This is a genomic window from Terriglobia bacterium (genome assembly GCA_020072645.1).
GTDB lineage: Bacteria > Acidobacteriota > Terriglobia > Terriglobales > Acidobacteriaceae > Angelobacter.
Genome location: JAIQGK010000009.1, coordinates 181,694 through 200,630 on the forward strand (window position 1 = coordinate 181,694; position 18,937 = coordinate 200,630).

At 53.9% G+C, this 18,937-nt stretch carries 18 protein-coding genes; 8 read left to right on the plus strand and 10 right to left on the minus strand.

From position 1 onward, the window contains the following. Positions 1 to 19: 19 nt before the first annotated feature. Positions 20 to 889, minus strand: a complete 870-nt coding sequence (locus tag LAO76_14250) for a xanthine dehydrogenase family protein subunit M (GenBank protein ID MBZ5492090.1) — start codon at positions 887 to 889, stop codon at positions 20 to 22. A gap of 191 nt (positions 890 to 1,080) precedes the next feature. On the opposite strand from LAO76_14250, the gene LAO76_14255 reads away from it, so the two are divergent. Further along, complete coding sequence (locus tag LAO76_14255; GenBank protein MBZ5492091.1) at positions 1,081 to 1,941, plus strand: XdhC family protein; 861 nt, start codon at positions 1,081 to 1,083, stop codon at positions 1,939 to 1,941. Positions 1,942 to 1,949: 8 nt separating this feature from the next. On the opposite strand, the gene LAO76_14260 is transcribed toward LAO76_14255, so the two are convergent. Beyond that, positions 1,950 to 2,687: a hypothetical protein gene (locus LAO76_14260; protein ID MBZ5492092.1), complete on the minus strand. Its 738-nt coding sequence runs from the start codon at positions 2,685 to 2,687 to the stop codon at positions 1,950 to 1,952. Continuing rightward, entirely contained in the window at positions 2,684 to 3,823 is a 1,140-nt protein-coding gene (locus tag LAO76_14265; protein MBZ5492093.1) for an NTP transferase domain-containing protein, read from the minus strand. Before LAO76_14265 ends, LAO76_14260 begins: the two co-directional genes overlap by 4 nt. A 119-nt stretch (positions 3,824 to 3,942) precedes the next feature. On the opposite strand from LAO76_14265, the gene LAO76_14270 reads away from it, so the two are divergent. The 3 genes from LAO76_14270 (at position 3,943) to LAO76_14280 (ending at position 5,720) form a co-directional block, all read left to right on the plus strand. Next, positions 3,943 to 4,452, plus strand: a complete 510-nt coding sequence (locus LAO76_14270) for a DinB family protein (GenBank protein MBZ5492094.1) — start codon at positions 3,943 to 3,945, stop codon at positions 4,450 to 4,452. 21 nt (positions 4,453 to 4,473) lie between these two features. Then, on the plus strand, positions 4,474 to 5,046 hold the full coding sequence (locus LAO76_14275) for an HD domain-containing protein (protein MBZ5492095.1): 573 nt from the start codon (positions 4,474 to 4,476) through the stop codon (positions 5,044 to 5,046). Between the two features lie 113 nt (positions 5,047 to 5,159). Continuing rightward, complete coding sequence (locus LAO76_14280; protein MBZ5492096.1) at positions 5,160 to 5,720, plus strand: C40 family peptidase; 561 nt, start codon at positions 5,160 to 5,162, stop codon at positions 5,718 to 5,720. A gap of 25 nt (positions 5,721 to 5,745) precedes the next feature. On the opposite strand, the gene LAO76_14285 is transcribed toward LAO76_14280, so the two are convergent. From LAO76_14285 to LAO76_14295, 3 genes are read right to left on the minus strand one after another with little or no spacing between them, the layout of a single operon-like run. Beyond that, a complete protein-coding gene (locus tag LAO76_14285) occupies positions 5,746 to 6,726 on the minus strand; it encodes an SDR family oxidoreductase (protein MBZ5492097.1) in 981 nt (326 codons plus the stop codon). A gap of 58 nt (positions 6,727 to 6,784) precedes the next feature. Continuing rightward, on the minus strand, positions 6,785 to 8,212 hold the full coding sequence (locus LAO76_14290) for a sigma-54 dependent transcriptional regulator (GenBank protein MBZ5492098.1): 1,428 nt from the start codon (positions 8,210 to 8,212) through the stop codon (positions 6,785 to 6,787). After that, a complete protein-coding gene (locus LAO76_14295) occupies positions 8,209 to 9,132 on the minus strand; it encodes a HAMP domain-containing histidine kinase (GenBank protein ID MBZ5492099.1) in 924 nt (307 codons plus the stop codon). The genes LAO76_14290 and LAO76_14295 overlap by 4 nt, the downstream gene beginning before the upstream one ends. 845 nt (positions 9,133 to 9,977) lie before the next feature. Between LAO76_14295 and LAO76_14300 the strand changes: the two genes are divergently transcribed. The 4 genes from LAO76_14300 to LAO76_14315 all read left to right on the plus strand — a co-directional run bounded on the left by LAO76_14300 (position 9,978) and on the right by LAO76_14315 (position 14,878). After that, positions 9,978 to 11,132 (plus strand): GNAT family N-acetyltransferase, encoded by a 1,155-nt coding sequence (locus tag LAO76_14300; GenBank protein MBZ5492100.1) that lies wholly within the window; start codon positions 9,978 to 9,980, stop codon positions 11,130 to 11,132. Beyond that, positions 11,132 to 11,905 carry a class I SAM-dependent methyltransferase gene (locus tag LAO76_14305; GenBank protein MBZ5492101.1) on the plus strand — a complete coding sequence of 258 codons (774 nt, stop codon included), beginning with the start codon at positions 11,132 to 11,134 and terminating at the stop codon, positions 11,903 to 11,905. The genes LAO76_14300 and LAO76_14305 overlap by 1 nt, the downstream gene beginning before the upstream one ends. A gap of 476 nt (positions 11,906 to 12,381) precedes the next feature. Further along, complete coding sequence (locus LAO76_14310; GenBank protein ID MBZ5492102.1) at positions 12,382 to 13,095, plus strand: hypothetical protein; 714 nt, start codon at positions 12,382 to 12,384, stop codon at positions 13,093 to 13,095. Between the two features lie 52 nt (positions 13,096 to 13,147). Then, on the plus strand, positions 13,148 to 14,878 hold the full coding sequence (locus LAO76_14315) for an IPT/TIG domain-containing protein (protein ID MBZ5492103.1): 1,731 nt from the start codon (positions 13,148 to 13,150) through the stop codon (positions 14,876 to 14,878). A 10-nt stretch (positions 14,879 to 14,888) separates the two neighbouring features. On the opposite strand, the gene LAO76_14320 is transcribed toward LAO76_14315, so the two are convergent. From LAO76_14320 to LAO76_14335, 4 genes are read right to left on the minus strand one after another with little or no spacing between them, the layout of a single operon-like run. Beyond that, on the minus strand, positions 14,889 to 15,908 hold the full coding sequence (locus LAO76_14320) for a glycosyltransferase (protein ID MBZ5492104.1): 1,020 nt from the start codon (positions 15,906 to 15,908) through the stop codon (positions 14,889 to 14,891). Further along, on the minus strand, positions 15,905 to 17,077 hold the full coding sequence (locus LAO76_14325) for a glycosyltransferase family 4 protein (protein ID MBZ5492105.1): 1,173 nt from the start codon (positions 17,075 to 17,077) through the stop codon (positions 15,905 to 15,907). The genes LAO76_14320 and LAO76_14325 overlap by 4 nt, the downstream gene beginning before the upstream one ends. Positions 17,078 to 17,087: 10 nt before the next feature. After that, on the minus strand, positions 17,088 to 17,858 hold the full coding sequence (locus tag LAO76_14330) for a polysaccharide deacetylase family protein (GenBank protein ID MBZ5492106.1): 771 nt from the start codon (positions 17,856 to 17,858) through the stop codon (positions 17,088 to 17,090). Further along, the gene (locus LAO76_14335) at positions 17,855 to 18,826 is read right to left on the minus strand and encodes a DUF3473 domain-containing protein (GenBank protein MBZ5492107.1); all 972 of its coding nucleotides are present in this window, start codon (positions 18,824 to 18,826) and stop codon (positions 17,855 to 17,857) included. Before LAO76_14335 ends, LAO76_14330 begins: the two co-directional genes overlap by 4 nt. Between the last annotated feature and the right edge of the window lie 111 nt (positions 18,827 to 18,937).

The window sequence follows — 18,937 nt, forward strand, 5'->3', positions numbered from 1 at the left end:
TCCCTCCGTCCGCCTGCTGCTACTTGCCCGCCCGTTGAGCGGCGCGTGCCAGCGCACGCTTGGTCAGCTCTTTAATAAGGCCTGTTTTGTACGCTGCCGGTCCACGCAGATCCGAACTCGGCTGCGCCGCATCGGCCGCCGCTTGTGCCGCCGCGCCAATCGTTGCCGCGTCCAGCTTCTTGCCGCGGAGCGCGTCTTCAGCACTCTTCGCCCTGATCGGCGTTCCACCCACGTTCGTCAGGCCAATCCCCGCCTTCTGCACTACGCCCGCGCCATCCAGGGTAAGTTGCACCGCAACCGCTGCCGTTGCAAAGTCGCCGACCTTGCGTTCCAGTTTGAAGTAAGCTCCACCGCTTTTTGCTGGAGGAATAGGAATGCGAATTTCAGTAAGGATCTCGCCGTGGTCAAGCGACGTGGTAAACAGCGAGACAAAGAAATCGTCGATCGCGATCACACGCTCGCCCTTGGCCCCTGTGGCAACAACCTGCGCGCCCAGAGCCAGCATTGTGGCCGGATGATCGTTCGCGGGATCGCCATGCGCAAGATTTCCTCCAACCGTCGCCAGATTTCTTACTTGCGGGTCGGCAATCACTGTGGCTGTATCGAGCAAAAGAGGATATTTGGCCCTAATCAGCTCAGACGCTTCCAACTCCGCTTCCCGCGTGAGTCCACCGATCTTCAGAAAGCCGCCATCCTCTTTAATATAAGAAAGACCTGCGATCCTATTGATATCGATCAAATGGCTGGGCCGCGCCAGACGCAGCTTCATCATAGGTATAAGGCTTTGGCCGCCGCTCAAGATCTTGGCGTCTTCACCATGTTGTTGCAGAAGGCCCACGGCTTCAGGCAATGTCCTGGGCCGGAGATATTCGAAAGCTGGCGGTATCATGGGTCCACCTCTTTCAACATCAAACTATTGCTTCAGCAAACAGCGCAAAGTGACTATTCGGGAAGCGTCCCCTTATACCACAGCGAACGATGCGCGGGAAAGTCTCTCGACTCGTGTCGTGGCCATGGAATTTGCCCGCAATTGAACTGTGAGGAGGCCTGAGACTATGATACGCGTTAGACAGACTCCAGATGGATCTCTATTCCAAAGCGGCTGAACTCGCTGCCCAGCGCAAGCCTTTTGCCATCGCCACTGTTGTGCGCGTAGAAGGATCGTCGTCCGCGCGCCGCGGATCCAAAGCTCTTATCGATTCCCAGGGCAATATCCTGACTGGTTGGGTAGGCGGAGGCTGCGCGGAAAGCGCCGTTCGCAGTGAAGCGCTGCGCTGCATACGCTCAGAAAAGCCAGAGCTGATTACGCTGGATATGCAGGATGAAATCCTGGGCGTGGGCATGCCGTGCGGAGGAATGATGGATGTTTACATTGAACCTGTCCTGCCGCAGCCGGAGCTGGTCATCGCTGGCCATGGAAGGATCGCAGAAACGCTGGCCCGACTCGGGCATCTCATGAACTTCGCCGTCACCGTCCATTATCCATCCGCCGCACGCGAGAATTTTCCTGACGCGCAGCGCATCATCAACAAGGACTTCAATGTCGCCGAAATCACTTTCGGCCAGAACACTTACGTTGTAATCGCTACGCTGCACAAGAACGATCATCTCTGGCTGCAGCGCGCGCTGGATGGCGAAGCCGCTTATGTTGCTCTCATCGCCAGCGCTCACCGCTCACGTCTTGTCCTCGATTATTTGCTTGCAGAAGGGGTCGCGAAAGAAAAAGTTGACCGCGTCTGGGCGCCCGCCGGACTCGATCTTGGCGCTGCCGGCCCTGAAGAGATCGCGTTGAGCGTCATGAGCCAGATCGTGGCATTACGGCGCGGAGGGAGTGTGGCCGCGCTGAAGGAAAAAGTTGCCGCTGAAACTGACCCAACAACTGAAAAGTCCGGGATCTCTGATAAAGTCATCCTTCAGTGCGATGCCGGCAAAATCGAATAAAGACTGCTCTACCGCGCAAGAATATAACCGCATCCCGCTTCCAGATCGTCCTGATGTTCCATGGGTCTCAGGATTAACGTCTTGCCGCCATCCTTAAAAAGATAACTCCAGTTGGATACCGGCTTCTTGGGCCACATGGGCGTCAGCTCAATCTTCGCCAATTTCACATCGAGCTTATAACTGCCGACCAGCATGGTTCGCGCCGCAATACTCTGTGCCCTTCCTACCCAGAACTGCTGGCTGGCTTCAAAACTCCAGTTGTAGCCGCGAAGGCTAAGCGAGTTGGCTGCTACAGTCTTGATATCCTGCGATTCGCCACAAGCCACGCGCGTATCCACATGCCATGTTCCAATCAGCGGGTTCTCATCGGGATGGTAGACATACACTTTTCCCGATAACTTCCTTTTTCCGTGCTCCACATCGGCAAAAAGCGTCGCTGTGGTCCCATGCGGGACATCTGCATCTACTTTTAGCATTCCCGACTTGTCAACGGAAATGCCCTTCGCTGGCGTTTCTATGGACCAGGTGACACTGGCCTTCAGCGGAAACGACGGGCCATCCGGCGTGGGATACGTGACCTGCATCTGACGGGAAGTGCCCGCGGCGATTTCAACCGCGCCGATTGACGCATTCTGGAGCGGCCAGTCATCCCCTTTGGATCCGTGTTTCTGTGCCGAGCACGCGACCGATAAAAGCGCGCTGCAACAAGCCAAGCAGAGCAGGATTCGTGCGTAAGTATTTGTCATGATGTCAGTTTCTCCTGCTGCCGGCGCCTCGCTGCGACAATTTCCGCCATGATGCTCAAAGCAATCTCTTCCGGAGTCTGTGCGCCAATCTCCAGTCCTGCAGGAGCGCGAACTGCGGCCAGCTTGGCTGCCGAGATGGATTGCGCGCCAAGGCTTCGAATCACTTCCTGCGCCCGTTTCTTGTTAGCCAGCAACGCTACATAAGAAGAGTCTGCAAGCGCGGCCTGCGCTACGGCTTCTTCGTCAAACTGTCCCCGGCTGGCGACTACCACATAGCGTTCGGCTGCCGCCGGCAACAGAGAAAAGTCCAGCGCGTGCAGTATTCGATCAGCTTCCGGCGATTCTGCAAGCCGCAGGAAGGGATCGACGACAGTCACATTAAAGTTCAACAATCGTCCAAGCTTTGCCAATGCATGTACCACCGCATCGCGCCCCACCAGCACCAACTCCGGCGCACCTGGGACAATGCCCTCCCGGCATTCCAGAACAGCAATGCCTGATTCCATGGACTTTCCCGATGCGTCGCGCTCAGCAGCCCCGCTCAGGTTTTCCAGATCATCTCGGCTGTCGATATCGAGCAGAATACCCGGATCATCGACCGGTAATTTGAAAATGCCTTCAGGGTGGTCGCCAAAAATCGCACGGCAACCGACATCACCACTTAGCGCTTGCACTTCGGCAAAGACAGAATGGTCCAGCAACACTGGATTCCCTCGGAAGCCTCTGTGCGTAGGAACGATAATTTGTGGCTTGCGCTCCTGATGGCACGCAATCAGACTATTGAGCGTTTCCGACCCCACCCAAGGTTGGTCTGCCAGCACAATGATCGCTGCTTTTGCTGCGGCATCCACGGCCGCAAGTCCGCTACGCAGCGAGCTTCCCATTCCTTGCTGATACTCCGGATTGGTCACAACCTTCAAGCCTTGGGTTGCAATAGTCTCCCGCACTTCATCGGCGGTATGCCCGAGCACCAGAATAATTTCGCTGACATTGGAATCGCGCACATTTTTGAGCGTTCGTTGCAGGATTGTCTCGCCGCCCATGCGCAACAATTGCTTAGGAGTCCCCATGCGCCGGGACATTCCCGCGGCCAACACCACTGCCGCAATCCCGGATTGCTTTTCCTGATCGCTCATCCCTATTCCAAACCCACGCACAGCCTAGCCACCGAACGCCTTGAAGTCAATTTCAGCGGCAAATCCTCTATCGTCCTCTACTTTGTTGTACCGTATTAAATGACGGGAGAAATGACTGGATGCAAAAGAGCGATTTACCTGAACCCTGGTTGCGCGGCACTCTGAATGACGTACCCGCCGTTCAGAGGGGTGTGTTGCACGCGTTGGAACTGGCGAGAGAAGACCTGGAGCGCTGGTGCGACGGCCTGAGCGATGAAGAGTTGCATGACCGTCCGGACGGGATTGCGCCGGTGGCATTTCATCTTCGCCACATTGCGCGAAGCATGGATCGATTGCTTACCTATGCTGAAGGCAATCAGCTTTCCGCTGAACAGATTTCTGCGATGAAAGCCGAGATGGAGCCAGGCGGCAGAAAAAATGAACTCATGGCAGAATTGGTGGTCGCGATCGCCAAAAGCGGCAAGCGAATCCGCGCCTTCTCTGAACAGCAGATGCAGGAGGAGCGCCACGTCGGCAAGAAACAGCTGCCTACATCCGTGGGAGGATTGCTTGTCCATGTCGCCGACCACACACAGAGGCACGTAGGACAGGCGATCATCACGGCAAAGATCGTTGTCGCACAAAGATAAAGAAAGATAGATAAGCTACACATGACAATAGACAAGACAAATTCCGAATGCAGCGACTCAGTCCGGCGCATCATGGCCGCGGCCCGCTTTGCCGCGGAGAAACATGCCCAGCAAAGGCGCAAGGGCGAGAACGCAGAGCCTTACTTCAATCATCTGCTAGAGGTTGCTGAGTTAATCGCCGCCAGCAGCCATGAGCTGGATGTGAAACTGATGATGGCAGCTTTTCTACATGACACAGTGGAGGATACAGGCGTCACATTGCAGGAATTGGAAGAGCGGTTTGGCAAAGATGTTGCCGATCTGGTGGCGGAGGTCACCGACGACAAATCGCTGCCGAAAGAAACCAGAAAACAGTTACAGGTGGAGCATACTCCCCATAAATCTCCGCGCGCGCAAACACTCAAACTGGCCGATAAGGTTTCAAACCTCCGCGCCATCATCTCAAGCCCGCCCGTGGGCTGGAGCCGGGAAAGAAAGCAGCAGTACTTTGAATGGGCTAGACAGGTAGTTTCCGGAATCGCTTCCCCGAACGAATATTTGAAATCAGAATTTGATAAAGCGTATTGCTCGATTTCTCAACTCAAAGAATTGTAGCCATCCTCCGTACGCTTGTTTGCATCGGCTAAAAATCAACGTATTCAAGAAATCCAGCTCTGGATTGCAAAAAGGTCGCATCGAAGTAGAGGTACCGCTAAGCCGGCACGTCTATGCGTCGACCAACCACATCAGCGGCGTTTTTGATTTTGTTTGTCTCGCTCATTTTCTGCGGGACGCCCAAACTAGCAAATGCACAAGAAGAAACCAGGCCCTCATTAACCAAATTTTCCGCAAGCATTGATAACCCTGATCTTCCACAGAAACGGCCCGACGCAAAGAGCCTCCTTTTATTAATTGGCCAGCAGATTCATGAAACTGAGCTTGATTGCTCGCACTTTGTGCAGTACCTATATGAGCAAGCTGGTCTGGATTACGGGTATGCGCCTTCCCGGACGCTTTACGACGGGATGGAAGGTTTCAAGCGCGTAGCTCATCCCAGGCCCGGTGACCTGATTGTCTGGCGAGGGCATGTTGGAATTGTTGTCGACCCGGATGAAACAACATTTCTGAGCGCGTTGCGTTCGGGAGTAAAAATCTCATCCTATCAGTCACATTACTGGCAAAGGCGCGGCAAGCCGCGCTTTATGCGCTACGTTGGCGCGGATGAGACTGACCCGTCGGAATGGGCGACACGAAAAATCGCGTCGCGCGGCGGCGCTACTGGCGAATAGCCAATTTAAAGGATATGTGATCTAGTTAGCGTTGCCCAGCCAGAACACCCGGGTTGGTTGTGATCGCACGCTGTTCTTCATACCACTCTACTGTGCGTTTCAAGCCCTCTTCAAAACCCACGTCGGGTGAATAGCCCAGATGCTTTTGCGCCAGCGTGATATCGGCTAGGGAATGTCTCACGTCCCCGGTGCGTGGCTCCGCATATTTGGCAGGTCCGTTGAAGCCAATGATCCTGCCCAGCATTTCGAAAATTTGATTCAATGAAAATCTTGTGCCCGTAGCGATGTTGAAAACGCGGCCTGACACTTCATTGGCCAGCGCGAGGCAGGCTTTCAAATTGGCTTGCACTGCATTGGCGACAAAAGTGAAATCGCGGCTCTGCTCGCCATCGCCAAAGATTGTCGGCGATTCTCCGAGCTGCATCTGGGTAATGAACTTGGCCAGCACGCCAGAATACTGTGAGTTCGCATCCTGCCGCGGACCAAAGATATTGAAGTAACGCAGGCTCACGGTCTCAAGCCCATAAACTTTTGAGAATGTCTGCAGATAGTATTCGCCGGTAAGTTTCTGTACCGCGTAAGGCGAGATAGGGCGCGGAAGCATGTCTTCCCTTTTGGGCAAAACTTCGCTTTCTCCGTAGGCTGAAGAAGAAGCCGCATATACAACGCGCTTTACGGCGGCGTCACGCGCAGCAAGTAGAAGATTCAGCGTGCCGTTTACGTTAACCGCGTGCGTCAGCTCAGGCTCAACCACCGATTTTGGCACGGAAGGCAGGGCCGCCTGGTGGATTACATAGTCAATTCCTTCACAGGCTGAAGCCAATCCTGCCTTGTCCAGCAGGCTAACCTCCCGGAAATCGATGTCATTCTCAATATCAGCGATGTTCTGCCGCTTGCCCGTGGAAAAATCGTCCAGACCTCTAACCGTCTCTCCACGACGGACCAGTTCATGCCCGATCGAAGACCCAATAAACCCCGCAATGCCCGTAACAAGATACTTCGCCATCGATATATGGACCTCGCGTCAGCAGCAGCCGTAAGCTGTGTTGACCAGAAATTTGTCTTTAGTTGGCTCTAGCACGCAGGCCGTGCTCGCGGCTCCCCGCCGGCGACAAGCCATGCTGTTTAATCTTATATAACAACGCCTTGTAGCTGATATTCAAATCCGCCGCGGCCACTTTGCGGTTCCAGTTGGAATCATCCAGCGCGCGCTGGATCTCCTTGGCTTCCGCATCGTCTTTCAAGCTGCGTACCAGGGCTTTCAATCCGCCGTGCCCGGATGATGAGGCGCCATCTTCCACGCTTCCATCCCTGCTCTTGGTCTGCAACTCATCCAGTACCTGATTTTCGTCTTCCAGCACCAGATAGCGCTTTACCAGGTTTCCCAGCTCGCGCAGATTGCCGGGCCACGCGTAGCGCATGCATTCCTGCACCAGTTTGTCAGAAATAGGCAAAGCGTTTTTCCCAAACTGGCGCGCAAAGTTATTCATGTAATAACGCAGCAGGATTGGAATTTCTTCGCGCCGCTCACGCAATGGCGGCACCGTAACGGTAAAAGCATTCAGGCGGTAGTAAAGATCTTCACGGAGCCTGCGCTCGGCAATGGCTTTCTTCACGTCAATGTTTGTCGCTGCCAGAACGCGCGCATCAACCGTAACATTGGCGCGGCCGCCCAGACGCGAGAATGTGCCATCCTGGAGAACGTGCAGCAGCTTGGCTTGCAATGGCGCGCTCATTTCCCCGATTTCGTCCAGCAGGATGGTGCCTTTGTGCGCCATCTCAAACTTACCCGGCTTTGATTTGTTGGCGCCGGTAAAAGCTCCCGCTTCATAACCAAACAATTCGCTTTCCAGCAGGTCCGCCGGCAACGCAGCGCAATTCACTTTTGCCATGGGGCGATGCGCCCGGATCGACATTTTGTGGATTAGTCGCGCCAGAATTTCCTTGCCAACGCCGCTCTCACCCAGAAGAAGGACGGGCACGTTCACCTTGGCGATCAGTGCAGCCTGGGCTCGAATCTGCTTCATGGCAGGGCTTGCGGCCAGAAAAAAGAAATCATCGTCCAGATCGTCAACCAGCTCTGAGCCTTTTACCGGAGCAGCAGGCTGCATATTATTCAAAACAGCCGGATTCAGTGCCTTGCGAATCGCGCCTTGAAACTGCTGCGACAAAAATGGCTTTGTAACGTAGTCGGACGCTCCGAGCTTAATCGCCTGCACCACCCGGTTTGTGTCATTCACGCAGGAAATCATCACGACTTTTTGCTCGGGATGGAGTTTCTTGCAGTTTTCCAGTGTTTGCAGGCCGTCCATTCCCGGCATCACCATGTCCAGAACGATCAAATTGGGCGCAGGTCCCCGGGTCATGCGCTGCAATGCCTCTTCACCGCTGCCTGCGGTTTCCACATTGTAATTTTCAATTTCGAGCAAAGTCTTGGTGTAACGAAGAACACTTGGTTCATCGTCGACGAGTAGTATATTTGGCGCGCTCAATTGGCCTCCTGTTTGGCCTGGGACAACAACAATGAAAACTTGCTTCCTCTACCGACTTCGCTTTCAACCCAGATGACGCCGCCGTGCGCTTCCACCAGACGCCGGGCGATGGCCAGACCTAACCCGGTGCCGCGAGCGGAGCCGCCCGGCAACTGTACGAAGTCTCCAAAAATCTCGTCGTGATGCTCGGGCGCGATGCCGCGTCCGGTATCACTTACGTCTATGCGAACAGCATTTTCTACCTTGCGGGTTTCTTTCCGCTCCATGTTGAACAAAAATTCGCTCTGCGCCTTTCGCCGTTCCCAGAAGCAAGGTGTCACGCTGACCGTCACTAATCCTTGCGCAGGTGTATGCTTCAGCGCATTTTCGATCAGATTGGAAATAATATGCTGGAGTTTGAGCGGCTCAACCCGGACTCTTTCATTGCCTTCAGATGGATTAAATTGGTACCTGATGCGCTTCTGCGTGGCCGTAGGCGCCCAGTAATTAAAAATCTCGCTGACACTTTCATCCACGCTTGTCGATTCCTGGTTCTGTGCAACGATGCGACCCGCTTTAAGTTCCTGAAGCAGTAAAAGGTCCTGAATCAGTTTTTGCAGACGCTGCGCGCCTTCCTGAATTTCTCCCAGTACCTGCTTCTGTCTCTGGTTGATCCCGCCCAGATGCCCGTTGAGCAAAAGATCTGTATATCCGAGCATGACTACCAGGGGAGTTTTAAATTCGTGCGCCGCGGAAACCAGAGGAAAAGCCGATGGCTCAACTTCTTCATGTCCGCAACGCAACTGCCGTTTCCGCCGCTCAGGAGGAATCACCTCCACGATGTCCTCACCGGAGCAATGAGATGAATGCAATGCGGAAGCGCTCAGGCTGTGACATACCGGACATTCGACATCGGTATTAACTTGTTCTTTTTCCATCATTCCTTATCCCATTACCTGAAGCGCGAAACGGTCCCCACCGAAGGCCGAGGGAATCACCATTGGATAAAAATGATCCTATTACGTTTTCATCCAATAACCGTGTGATCGCGATCACTATGTGCAGTGAGTTGCAACCAATTAATTGCGCTTTATGCTTTCAATTGCCGTTTCGAGCAAATGCTCGTACGCACCCGTGCACAAAATGAGAAACGATTGAAGTGGATCGGAAGAGAGGCAATCGCAAGAACCACCTGCGGCATGACACGCCGCGTAGTTCAGGAAATGCCCGACTGGAAGATCTCTGTTTTACCAATACCGCACTAGCGGCAAAGCCAATGCAAGACCAGCCAACTGAGATATTTTGATTCTGCACGATTCTGTAACCCCTTCCAGGTGTCCGGTTCCGTCGAAATGCCGTTGATCTTCAGCGCGATGGGTAGCTTTTCCAGAATTGTCAGAAAAGCGATCCGTGGGGGCCTACTGAAAACCAAATGGCAATCGTCCACTTGGCCAATAAACTTACTGTACTTAAGTACAATGTACTATAAGGAGTGTGCAAACTATTTGCAAGGGAAAAGATTGGAAATTCTAAAACTTTTGCACATCCGGATTCGCCATAAATATGCAAATAGTTTCATATTGCTGCCTAGAGATTATTGGGATTTCTACATTAATCCCTTTATTTTCTTAATATTATTGTCGATGATATCAGCATGTGTTGGCAGTCCACTTGCATTTCTCTATGCAAATCCATGCTTGCTGGACTGACAGAAACGGCGCTCCCGCTCGAATCCTGCCCTAGAGCAGAAGAATGCACGGTCCACATATGCCGTAGCTGGGAAGAATTGGAACAGTTTCGTGAGCGCTGGAGCAGTTTGTTGCAGGCAAATCCAGCATCTTCCATCTTCCAGACGCCAGAATGGCTGGCTTCCTGGTGGCAGGCTTACGACCAGAACAGGAATTTTTTTGCTCTGGTGTTTGCTGACTCTATTGGCGCTGTCGTCGGAATCGCTCCTTTGTATGTCGACCGGACACGTTTTCTGGGCTTATCTTTAACAACCCTCCGTATGGTTGGCGCGGGATCAGGAGACTCTGACGGTCTGGATTTCATCACCGCTCCGGAACATGCCGGCGATTGCGCGAAAGCATTTATCGCTTGGCTTGCCGCCCAGAAAGAATGGCACGTATGTGCGCTGGAGACACTGCCGCAACATTCACCGGTGGCGGAACGCCTTTGCCGCGAAGCGCAAGAGTCCGGCATAAGGATCGATTCCACGCTGACACCCAACTTCATTATTGATTTGCCTTCGACATGGCCGCAGTACGTGAGTTCTCTGGACTCTTCTTTCCGCCCACTGCTTACGCGTTATCCCAGGCGCCTTCAATCACGGTTCACCGTTAAATTCTCGCGCTGCAAAGATGTGGCGGATCTCAAAACCCGCTTGCAAACCCTGTTTGATCTGCACCAGATGCGCTGGACCGGGCGCGGTGAAACTGGCGCATTCGCCGGCAATGAACGGCGGGATTTCTACTATCGAATGGCAACGGCCTTCCTGCAGCGCGGCTGGCTGGAATTCTGGCAGCTGGAATTGAATGGCGAAACCGTTGGGGCCCAATTCTGTTTTCGCTATCACGATACAGTCTCACTTTTGCAGGAAGGCTTTCATCCCAAATACGCGGCAGAAAAGATTGGCTATGCATTGAAAGCATATTTTCTGGAGGAGATGATCCGCACCGGAGCCAGGCGCTATGACTTTCTGGGAGGCGACGATCCGTATAAATCGAAGTTCGGAGCGCACCAGGAAAACTATCTCAATTTGTTCCTTGCCGGACCTTCAAAGCTGGGTCGGCTTTATCTTCAAGTACAAAAGCAAAAACGCAGATTCAAAACATGGCTAAAGCGCAAGCTTCCAGCGGGCATGGTGACTGCGCTGCGTGGCCAAGCAACATCCCGCGCACGTGAATCTTCGCGACAAACTTCTCAACCGGAGCAAAAGTAATGTCAACCATCTATCAGAGCGTTCCAACCGAACCCATGACCGTTTCTCCTGCTGAGCGTCTCAGAAAACTAGGCCAGGAAATGGGGTTATGGAACCATGGCTTTGATTTCGCGCGTTTCGCCACACAGCTTTTCCGCGACATAGATTTCCGCGGTAAGACTATGCTTGAGATCGGCTGCGGCAAGGGGATGCTTTGCCTGTGGGCTGCTCTTCATGGTGCGCAGACGGTAGGCCTGGAACCGATGGCTGAAGGTTGTTACGATTCCAGCGAATGCCACAATGCTTTTAAGCTGATGGCAAAAAAACTTGATTTGCCGCAGGCAACGATTCTTCCGCTTACCGTTCAAGCTTTTCAGGGTCCCAAGAACCATTTCGACGTCGTGTTGTCCGTGGCTTCCATCAATCATCTGGATGAAAAAAGCTGTATTGCGCTGCTCGACTCGCCAGATGCAGTCCGCGAGTACCAGGATATTTTTCGGAACATTGCCGCCATGATGAAGCCGGGAGGCAAACTCATTATCATGGATGCCGCGCGACACAACGTCTTCGGCGATCTGGGAATGCGGAGTCCATTAACACCTAATATCGAATGGTTCAAGCATCAGCAGCCGGAGTTCTGGGCAAAGCTACTGAGCGGCTGCGGCTTTGGCAATCCAGATATCACCTGGGCCAGCGGTAAGCTCCTGAGGTATGCCCGATTTACCTCGATTCCCAAGACCCTCTCTTATTTCGGGCAAAGCGTGTTTCGCATGGAAATGACCCGCATTGTGTAGCTTTTGGCGTAGTGTGCAACTCTTTGCACACTACGCAACTGCTTGTGTCAGCTAAACTACCGATCTCGAAATTACATCTTGTTCACATCGCCGCTGGAACAATTTACACTTTTGATTCCTCTCCCCTTCTCGTCTCTTTCTTAAACACCCGCCAAATTCCAGTGTTTCTGCGCTTCTGAATCTGTGGCCACATTCTTGCAATTCGTTTTGCAACGACTTAGCAGTACCCTCGTAGTTTTTTCCTTTCGGGAACTTTGGTTTTTTTGGCTAAGCACATAAGCAAGAGATGAGAGCAGGCGCGCGCACGCGCGGTCACTGGAAGACAGTGGACTGCACATGGCGGGGTGCATGGTCGAACGATTCGACTGCAGACACTTATCTCTTGAGACGCAAACCATTGAAGTGATGAAGTGATGAAGGAGTTTCAGAAGCGCTGGCAGAGCGCCTGAAAGTTTTCTTCAGATTTAGGAGTTACGGTGCGAAACAAAACGAATCATACAGGTCATGCCGGAGCTTTTCTGGTGTTACTCATCTCAATGATGAGCGCGATCGGGTGCGGAGGAGGCGGCTCACAGTCCGCCGGTGGACCACCCGCTCCTTCGCCCACTCCCACGCCGGCGCCTTCTTCAGCAAGCCTTTCCGCGACCCCCAGCAGCCTTGGATTTGGCTCACAGGTGCTGAACACCCCGACAACGCAGACGACAAAAATTACCAACACAGGCAGTGTTGCGATCGCAATCACGCAGGACAGCATCGCTGGCTCTGGATTTTCCGTAGGCATCACGACGCCGATCAATCTGAATCCGGCGCAAAGCGTGAATGTTCCGGTTGTGTTTAATCCGGCCGCGGCAGGAACGGTGAACGGCAGCCTGGTCCTGATGAGTAACGGAACAACCGTGCTCTCCATTCCTCTTGCGGGCACTGGCCTTGCTCCGCTCGCTCATTCAGTCGATATCGCGTGGGACGCAAGCACATCCGCGACGCTGCAGGGATACAACGTTTACCGAAGCACGGTGAGCGGAGGCCCTTATAGCAAGATTTCTCCGACGGTTGCGGCGTCGACACTGCTTTTTACCGATTCCACCCCCGTTTCGGGCAAGCAGTACTTTTACGTGGTCACCGCTGTGGATACCAGCGGTGTAGAGAGCGCGGCTTCCACACAGGTCGCCGTGACCATTCCAGTGCCCTAAGCGGGTCACAGACATTTCTGATCGTTACCAAGTTTATGAAGTTGGAGTTGCAATGCTTAAATTTGTAAAAGTCGTTTCAGTGCTGTCCTTGCTGTTGTCTGCTGCGTTCATGAGCGGGCAAACCGCGCCACCGCGCATTTTTTTCTCTGATCTGGAAAGCGGCCCGAATACGGGCGGCCAGAACAACAACGGCGTATGGGTCACAATCTGGGGTAAGGGCTTTGGGGCCACACAAGGAACGTCAACGGTGACTGTCGGCGGAGGCGCGGTTGCGAGCTATCCTCTCTGGTCCGATGGCAAGATCATTTTCCAGTTGGGGGCCGCAGCAAAAACGGGAAGCATTATCGTGAATGTGCCGGGAATTGGCGCCAGCAATAGTTTGCCATTCACGGTGCGGGCAGGCAACATACTTTTTGTCGCCACCACGGGGAACGACGCCAATACAGGAAGCTTCACGTCGCCCTGGAAGACGATTGTAAAAGCCAAGAACGCCATTGCCGCAGGCGATACGGCCTACATCGAGGATGCGGTTTCGCAAACATCGCAGGACAACTTCACCGCGTACCTGAGTATGGACAACAATGGCGCGAGTAACTCCGGGACGGCAGCTGCGCCCAAAGCCCTGATCGCTTATCCTAATGCGACCGTGACGGTGGGTGTGGCAGGCGGCCTGCACTATGGAATCCGCACACCGAATATCGGGACCAATGAAGATTTCTGGGTGATCTCGCAATTGCACATTGTGGGCGGCACACAGGCCATGGACATTGGCGGCACGGGATGGCGGATTATCGGCAATGAAATGCAGTGCCCCGGCGCTGACGATCAGGTGGGTTGCTTTGAAATGAGCGGGGGCAACCAGGCAAAGTTTTACGGCAATGACGTGCACAATGCCGGCATCAATCCCACGTCCTCAAAGTTTTATCACGCCGTTTATTTCAGTACGGATTCAAACCATATTGACGTAGGCTGGAACCATATTCACGATAACTTTACCTGCCGAGCACTGCAGTTCCATTCTTCACCTCTCTGTACTCCGGCCTGCGGCGCCACAGACACTACCGGCTTTGATCAATTCGATTTGCATGTGCATGACAACCTGATTCACGGAGACAACTGCAACGGCATCAACTTCGCCACGGTGGATCCGTCAAAGGGGCCGGTGGAGGCCTATAACAACGTGATCTATAACGTTGGCCGCATGGATCCCCTGCAACTGGGCGCGGCGTTTTCCTGCATCTATGTTGCCGGCATCACAAATAATGGCGTGGCCGGAACTGGCTCTGTGGAAGTGTTTAACAACACGCTTTCTGACTGCGCCGCTAATAACTCAGCGAACGCCAGCGGCTCGCGCGGGGCATTTGGCGTGGGCGGCGGCCCGGCAACACTGATCATGCATCTCCGCAACAATATCGCTTACCAGCTTGCGGGTGAAATCTATATTGACGGCAGCCTGGCCCAAATCACCGGAGACAAAAATCTCTGGTTCGGAGTTGGCTCAGGCCCCGCGCAAACGACTAACAACATCAATGCGGATCCCTTATTGGCGAATCGCACCATTGGCGATTACCACATTCTCACTGGCAGCCCGGCCATCAACACGGGCCTGACAATTGTGCCCAATAATCCTTTCGAACCGAATCCTGGTCCAACTATCGATACGGACAAGGATGGAGTGCTGCGCGCGCAGGGAGCAGGATACGACCTTGGCGCTTATGAATTTTTCTCCGGTACCGCGACAAGACCGAATCCGCCTACGAACGTGCGGGCCGCAGTCCACTAAACGACACCGATTAGATAAAGTTCTTGATGCTTAAGAGCGCTTTGGCGCGGGCAATTCCGTAGGTCAGATAGAGCGCGAACAGAGGGAAAAAATCAGAGTATCTCTGGCTGCTCAGTACATGCCTGACGGCCAGCACAGTTGGTGGCAGGCACAATGCCGCAAACCCTGCCGCGGGCAATAGCCAGGGTCCGTGCCACGCAAGCATCCATATGATGCCGGTCGCCACAGCCAGCAGGCTGAGCAAAGTGTATGCGGCAAAGAACACAGCTTTGCGATTATGCGACTTCAGTGGATTGCGGAGAAACACCTTGATAACGTGTGTCCCGTGCCATGCCTGTTTGCGGAAGAAGATGCGCAGGCTCTGGGCCGTCCCCAGATGAATCACGCCGATCTGGGGAAAAGCACGGACCTGCATCCCAGCTTTTCTGGCACGCTCACAAAGCTCATAGTCTTCATTCGTCTGAATCGTTTCGTCGAAGCCGCCCAGCTTTAGAAAGTCTTCACGGCGCATAATCAGGTCGCCGGCTGGGACATGTGACACTTCACCGGACTTGGGTGCTTCCTGATAGCGATGCCATGTTCTTCCTACCCATGATGAATTTTCCGGCAACAAGTAATGGGCGCCGAGAACCCCTGCGCCATTGGCAGGCGCTAAAGCAAAAACACGATCGAGCCAGTCTGAGGGGACGAGGCAATCTGCATCTAGAAACGCCAGGATATCCCCCGATGCGGTGCGCGCTCCCAGATTGCGCAACGCGGAAATGCGAACACCCGCCTGTTGCAGGACCTTCAGGTTGAGGCGATCTTTGAAAGATTCCGCGATGGCCAGGGTTTTATCGCGCGATCCGTTATCTACAATCAACACTTCAAATCGATCACAAGCGAAGGTCAGCCTTGTAAGCGACTCCAGACAACGGCCGATCATTCTTTCCTCATTCAGCGCTGGGATGATGATGGAAATGTTCACAACGGGGCTCGACACGGTTTGTGTGATGCTCGTCAATGGCACGGCCTGTTCGAGTGAACTCATGCCTGCCTCGCATCAGCATTCCTGCTGTCCAGCGCTCGTGTGGGGACAGTAGCAATCGCTGAAGTGCCCAGAACGTCGTCATACATCTGGCGATACTTCAGCGCCATGGCTTCAGAGGTGTAATTGCGGCTCACCCAATCGTGGCCGGCCGCGCCAAGGCGGCGGCACAGATCAGAATCGGTAAGCAAGCGCGCGAGCGCATCTCGCAATCCATCAACATCTGCGGGATCAACGAGCAACCCCGTTTCTCCATCTTTGATCACGCTGGGGATCGCGCCGACCCTGGTTGCGATCACGGGCTTGGACGCTGCCATGGCTTCAAGAATGGTCATGGGTAATCCTTCATTGAGCGATGGCAGGACAAAGATATCCATCGCCGCGTAAACACCCGGCATATCAGAGTGCTGACCAGCAAGGATCACGCTGGATTGCAATCCGAATCGCTGGATCATGTTCTCAATCGCCTGGCGATCAGGACCTTCACCTACGATAACAATTTTCAATCCTGAAAAAGTTCCGCAAAGTTCACGGGCGGCCAGCAGCAGATACTCAAAACCTTTCTGAAGATCAAGCCGGGCAACCATGCCGACGACTTTGTTGCCATCAAAGTCGAACACCGGCAAAGGACGTGCACGCTCAAACGGTTCCACATCGATACCGTTTGCTATCGTCCTGATTTTCTTGGCGGCGACGCCGGAGTCGAGCAGGCGCCGCGCTACCGAATCCGATACGGCTGCAAGACCGTGAAATCTCTTGAGCGCCATACGGTCCAGATGGTTGTAGATTCCCAGAGCAGCGGTGCCTCCCACCCAGTTATGGCAGGTTGCGACGATAGGTTTGTCGGAGCGCCGCGCGGCGACGTAACCATAGAGATCGGCTTTGTATCCATGCGTGTGGAGTAGTTCAATGCCGTCTTCCTGAATGCACTCCTCAATCTGGCGGACGGCGCGCCAGTCTGCGCGGCCCTGGCAGTGCACCATGCGCACGCTCAAGCCGCGACGCCGCGCACGTTCATAAAACTCAACGTTGGGCGCATGCACGTTGTAAAAAAGCATCAGGCTTTGCTGGCAACCGGCTTTCTGCTGGCTCGCGCAGAGGTTCAGCAGCATGTTTTCCGCCCCGTAATAGCCGCCGCTGCTGATGAGTTGTAATACCTTCACGCGATTCATTTCTTGTCTCTCAAATATGCATATCCTGCTGACGGGCCGCTTCAAATTCGTTGTATCCAGTCAAGCGGCACCAGAGCCGATGGTATAAGCTGTCGCCTAACACTCCGACCAGCCCTTCTCTGAGCTGCGAGCGCAGGCGCAATTTACGCAGTGCGCTGCGATCTTTGGCGACTATTTTCTCGAGCTCAAGAATCGTGGTGGTACGGCGCACCATGAACCGGCCAATTACCTCGACTCCGTCAATTTCTGTTTCGACCCAGGGATGGGAAACGTAAACGCGCCGGTACCCGGCAGCAGCGCACGCATGGAGCACCCGCCGGTTCCATCGTCCGCCTGGAACCGATATTTCTTCGACGGCGCTACCGAGATTATCTTCCAGTGATTGTTTTGACGCGCGCAGCTCGTGAGCCAGTTCCGCTTCAGAACAAAACGTAAGAAACTTGTGCGACCAGCCATGCGACTGAACTGAATGCCCCGCTGCCTGTAATGCCCTGAAATCATCCCAGCCCAGAAATTTTGCCGCTGTGCCAATCAGGCCGGGCGTGACAAAATATGTGGCCTTAACTCCGTGCTCAGCCAGCAACGGCGCCGCGTTGTGAAATTGCGATTGCTCGCCATCATCGAAAGTAATCTGGGCACCGAGTGACTTTGTCTTTTTCATCGAATCAAGCAAGCGCAGTTGCTCGACAAATGAAGCTGTCGTCACGCAGTAAGCGTAATTCGATTCTGGCATCACCTCGTGATAGGCAAGAACCATGTTGCGATCGGCAGGCTGCGTCATCTTTTACCTTTTGCGATGTGCGCCACCGCGTGAAGCGGTTCATGCAAGTGTTTATCGACCACTAAGCCGGGGGAATGGCGCGCGATCTGCTGCGCGTCAGCTTCAGCGGCTTCCTGGGCCAGTACGTCTTTGAAAGGCTGAAATTTGCGCCGGCTCAAGACTGTATTCAGCTTGGCATGCATATGTTTGAGGTTTGTATAGTGGCGCACACGCGACTTCATCGGCCCACTGATGCGCGGCTGCTCCGGATCAAGCTCCCAAGGATGCAGATAAACCACTACCCGTTCGCCGTACTTCTTTTCAAATGTGCGAAACGCAAACTCGGTAAAAGCCGCTGGGAAGATTCGCAGATATCCTCCGCCGGCTGCGGGAAGATTTGTGCCAAAAAAGCGAAGCGTCGCCGGGGGAAACTGCCGAAGTTTCAGTCCGTTCGCGCAATCATGCGTGTACGGAAACCGTTGCGCACCTGGCACTCCGTAAAGATCATGACGAATGGGATAGATGCTGGAGTCGTATGTAAATCCCTCTTCGGCCAGAATGTCGAGCGCCCAGAGGCAGGATTTGGTAATCGACCAACTCGGTGCGCGATAACCGGCTATTGACATCCCCGTTGCGTCTTCAATCGCTTGTTTAGCCTGCCGCGTGTCTTTGCGGAACTCATCCGGCGTTAGGCTGTAGACCGTACGATGCCAGTAACTATGGCAGGCAAGCTCATGCCCACGGGACTGGACTTCACGCACCAGGTGCGGAAATCGTTCGGCCACCCAACCGACAAAGAAAAATGTTCCCTTGGCATTGTGCTGGTCGAAGAGATCCAGCACACGCTGAGTATTCGCGACCACGCGGGAAGGCCACCGATGCCAGCCTTTTCGGTCAACTGATCCGGCAAACGCTTCTACCTGGAAATAGTCCTCCACGTCCACGCTTAGAACATGGGTTTGCTTCGGCTTTGGGTCCTGCTTACTCAACCGTCTTTATTCTCCTGGGGCGTTTTTCAGGCGTGGCTTGCCCCGTTTGCTTTGAATAGTGCAACGCAGCTGCCGTTGAAGTCGAATGGAAGTCGCTGTGAAAGCAACAGG

What these genes read in the sequence shown, in the direction of transcription:
- LAO76_14250 (MBZ5492090.1), bottom strand. Translation starts at nt 889, where the DNA reads ATGATACCGCCAGCTTTCGAATATCTCCGGCCCAGGACATTGCCTGAA.
- LAO76_14255 (MBZ5492091.1), top strand. Translation starts at nt 1,081, where the DNA reads ATGGATCTCTATTCCAAAGCGGCTGAACTCGCTGCCCAGCGCAAGCCT.
- LAO76_14260 (MBZ5492092.1), bottom strand. Translation starts at nt 2,687, where the DNA reads ATGACAAATACTTACGCACGAATCCTGCTCTGCTTGGCTTGTTGCAGC.
- LAO76_14265 (MBZ5492093.1), bottom strand. Translation starts at nt 3,823, where the DNA reads ATGAGCGATCAGGAAAAGCAATCCGGGATTGCGGCAGTGGTGTTGGCC.
- LAO76_14270 (MBZ5492094.1), top strand. Translation starts at nt 3,943, where the DNA reads ATGCAAAAGAGCGATTTACCTGAACCCTGGTTGCGCGGCACTCTGAAT.
- LAO76_14275 (MBZ5492095.1), top strand. Translation starts at nt 4,474, where the DNA reads ATGACAATAGACAAGACAAATTCCGAATGCAGCGACTCAGTCCGGCGC.
- LAO76_14280 (MBZ5492096.1), top strand. Translation starts at nt 5,160, where the DNA reads ATGCGTCGACCAACCACATCAGCGGCGTTTTTGATTTTGTTTGTCTCG.
- LAO76_14285 (MBZ5492097.1), bottom strand. Translation starts at nt 6,726, where the DNA reads ATGGCGAAGTATCTTGTTACGGGCATTGCGGGGTTTATTGGGTCTTCG.
- LAO76_14295 (MBZ5492099.1), bottom strand. Translation starts at nt 9,132, where the DNA reads ATGATGGAAAAAGAACAAGTTAATACCGATGTCGAATGTCCGGTATGT.
- LAO76_14305 (MBZ5492101.1), top strand. Translation starts at nt 11,132, where the DNA reads ATGTCAACCATCTATCAGAGCGTTCCAACCGAACCCATGACCGTTTCT.
- LAO76_14315 (MBZ5492103.1), top strand. Translation starts at nt 13,148, where the DNA reads ATGCTTAAATTTGTAAAAGTCGTTTCAGTGCTGTCCTTGCTGTTGTCT.
- LAO76_14320 (MBZ5492104.1), bottom strand. Translation starts at nt 15,908, where the DNA reads ATGAGTTCACTCGAACAGGCCGTGCCATTGACGAGCATCACACAAACC.
- LAO76_14325 (MBZ5492105.1), bottom strand. Translation starts at nt 17,077, where the DNA reads ATGAATCGCGTGAAGGTATTACAACTCATCAGCAGCGGCGGCTATTAC.
- LAO76_14330 (MBZ5492106.1), bottom strand. Translation starts at nt 17,858, where the DNA reads ATGACGCAGCCTGCCGATCGCAACATGGTTCTTGCCTATCACGAGGTG.